This is a genomic window from Bradyrhizobium altum (assembly GCF_020889705.1).
Taxonomy (GTDB): Bacteria; Pseudomonadota; Alphaproteobacteria; order Rhizobiales; family Xanthobacteraceae; genus Bradyrhizobium; species Bradyrhizobium altum.
The window spans coordinates 1-2996 of record NZ_JACMYP010000483.1 but is presented as its reverse complement, the minus strand read 5'-3'; the positions used below and the strand labels follow the sequence as shown (position 1 = coordinate 2996).

The window sequence follows — 2996 nt, the reverse complement described above, 5'->3', positions numbered from 1 at the left end:
GACAGGCATGATGCCGCCTCCTATCAGCGGATCGAGGTGATCACGGGGGAGAGGCGACGGCGCAGTTGGAGCGATGCGGAGAAGGCGCGGATCGTGGCCGAGAGCGCCGATCCGGAGACGAGCATTTCCGAGGTGGCTCGACGCAACCGGGTCAACCGGGGACTGCTCAGTGTGTGGCGGCGCCAGGCGCGGCTCGCGTCGAGCGAAGCGCCGCAGTTCGTGCAAGTCAGGCTCGACACCGCCGTCGAGGCGCAGCCGAACGCGATCGATAAGGCGCATGTTCTGGTGAGTCCGGCCGAGCGGATCGAGGTGATGATCGCGGGCGCGACGGTGCGCGTGCCCGTCGGCGTCGACGCCGCGACGCTGGAGCGCGTGCTGGCGGCGGTGAGGTCGACGCAATGATCTCGTTTGGTCCAATGGTCCGTGTGTTTGTCGCGACGCAGCCGATTGACTTTCGCAAAGGCGTTCATGGCCTGGTCGCGCTGGTAGCGGAGGGATTAGGCGGCAAGCCCTACAGCGGCGACGTTTATGTCTTCCGATCGAAGCGATCGGATCGTTTGAAGCTACTGGTTTTTGACGGCTCGGGAATGGTTCTAGCGACGAAGTGGCTCGAGAATGGGGGCTTCGCCTGGCCACCTGTTCGCGAGGGTACGATGCCGGTGACGGGGGCGCAACTGGCGATGCTGATTGAAGGTCTTGCGGAGTGGTCGCGTGTGGTCCCGAAGGTGACGAAGCGGCCGACGAAAGTTGCCTGAATCGTCTTGTTTTGCTGGCGATTGCGAGTGTGTTCGTGTAGCTCTGCGATATGGCGCTTCGCCTTGAAGATCTCCCCTCTGACCCTGCGGCTCTCGCCGAGATGGTGCTGGCTTTCGAAGGCGAGAACGACGATCTGCGCGCAGAGATCGCCACGTTGAAGAGCCTGATCTTCGGCGCGCGATCGGAGCGCTCGGCAATCGTCTGCGCTGAACAGATCGCGCTCGATCTGGAACGGACCGCGGGCGCGCAGCCTCCGGCCAATGACGACAAACCGGACGCGCCGAGACCGAAGCGGCGCAAAGCGAGGCGCAACATCGGCGCGCTGCCGGCGCATCTGCCCCGGGTCGAGCGGGTGATCGAGCCGGCGTCCACGCTGTGCCCGTGCTGCACGGGTCAGATGCATCGGATCGGCGAGGAGAGCAGCGAAGCGCTCGATCGGGTTCCCGCGTGGCTGCGTGTGCTCCGCACGATCCGCCCAAAATACGCCTGCCGCTCCTGTGAGGGCCCGATTGTCCAGGCCCCGGCACCGGCGCGGCTCGTCGAGGGCGGCATGGCGACGACGGCGCTGATCGCGCATATCGCCGCGGCCAAATATGCCTGGCAATCGACGCTCTACCGCCAGACGCAGATCCTGGCGGGCCAGGGTGTCGTCGTCGACCGTCAGACGCTGGCGCGCTGGATGGGGAGCGCGGCGTGGCTGGTCAGGGGCCTCTACGATCTGCAACTGAAGACCATGCATGGCTTCGAGCGGCTGTTCTGCGACGAGACGCCGATGCCAGTTCTCGATCCGGGACGCGGCCGCACGAGGATCTGCCAGTTCTGGGCGCACGCGACGGACGATCGGGCGTGGAAGGGGCCGGCGCCGCCGGCGGTCGCCTACGTGTTCGCAGGCGGTCGCGGCAAGAAGGAGATCGTGGCGCAGTTGGCCGGCTTCGAAGGCGTGCTGCAAGTCGACGGCTATGCCGCCTACGCCTCGCTGGCCGGCGATGCGAAGATGTCGGGCCAGATCCAGCTGGCGTATTGTCTCGTTCACGCGCGCCGCAACTTCGTGAGGGTGCACAAGACGACGAACTCACCCTTCGCCGCAGAGGTTATCGAGCGCGTTGCGGCCGTCTACGCGATCGAGGAGAGGATCCGCGGTCTCGACGCTGGGGAACGCCGCGCGACGCGACAGGCCGAGACGAAGCCGCTGATGGAGGCGTTGAGGGCCCGTCTGATCGCGGTGAAGGACGGGATCTCCCGCCGCTCGACGCTCATCAAGGCGATCGACTACATGCTCGAACGCTGGCAGGGCCTGACGGCATTCCTGGATGACGGGCGGCTCGAGCCGGACACCAACACGGTCGAGCGATCGATCAGGCCAATTGCGATCGGAAAAAAGAACTCGTTGTTCAGTGGTGACGAAGGCGGGGGCGAGACCTGGGCGATACTCGCTTCGCTTCTTAACACAGCGAAATTGAATGGCCTCGACCCCGAGGCGTATCTCGTCGACGTTCTCGATCGCATGGTGAGCGGCGCCACGAAGACCAACCAGCTTCACGAACTTCTGGCCTGGAACTGGAAGGCCGCACGCGAAGCCGAAAAGCGAGCCGTGGCATGACGAAGCCGAAGCAACGGCGGGGAACGCGAAAAGCACGCAAGACGACGATGGCGGACTATGCCATGTCGTTCGAACGGCTCGGGCGATGGATCAGCGAGCGCGCCAGGTCGCCGACGCTTCGGCATCCGCGGGCGACGTCGCTCTCCATGCTCGACGGCGCGGTGGCCGCGGTCGTCGCCGGGCCGGTCTCGATGGCGTCCGAGGAATGGGTGTGCCCGCTCCTCGGCGTAGATCCCGACGCCTTCAATCACGACACCGAGGAGTTCTCGGCGATCGCCGCCACGCTGATGCGCCACAACGCAATCGGCGAGACGCTGTCGACGAGACCGGAGAGCTTCGAACCGCTGTTCGTGCGATCACCGGACGGCGAAGTCGACCCGCAGCCCTGGTGCATGGGCTTCTACGCCGTCATGAAGCTTCGGCTTCTCGTCTGGTCGCGGCTTCTCTCCCCGAACGGAACCGAACACCTTATGCTGCGGCCGATCTTGGTCCATTGCATCGACGACGCCGGTCGGCCCTTGCTACCTCCGGCCCGGCGCACGCTGGGAACGCAGCCCATTGTCCAAAACGCCTGGCGCGACATTCCAGCAACTGTCGAGGCCCTGCGCCAGTTCTGGATGCCTATACGCTTCAAGCGCGG

The 2996-nt window shown here is 65.4% G+C and carries 4 protein-coding genes; all 4 read left to right on the top strand.

Features of this window, described 5'->3' with window-relative positions; all coding sequences use genetic code 11:
• Nucleotides 1-402, top strand: a 402-nt coding sequence (gene tnpA, locus H8B02_RS46575; RefSeq protein WP_229172416.1) for an IS66-like element accessory protein TnpA, incomplete at its 5' end; no start/stop codon positions are given.
• Entirely contained in the window at nucleotides 399-755 is a 357-nt protein-coding gene (gene tnpB / locus H8B02_RS46570; protein ID WP_018273742.1) for an IS66 family insertion sequence element accessory protein TnpB, read from the top strand. The genes tnpA and tnpB, both read left to right, overlap by 4 nt.
• A gap of 50 nt (nucleotides 756-805) precedes the next feature.
• On the top strand, nucleotides 806-2356 hold the full coding sequence (gene tnpC / locus H8B02_RS46565; protein WP_229172415.1) for an IS66 family transposase: 1551 nt from the start codon (nucleotides 806-808) through the stop codon (nucleotides 2354-2356).
• The coding region (locus H8B02_RS46560; RefSeq protein ID WP_229172414.1) for a UPF0149 family protein at nucleotides 2353-2996 on the top strand (644 nt) is incomplete at its 3' end. The genes tnpC and H8B02_RS46560, both read left to right, overlap by 4 nt.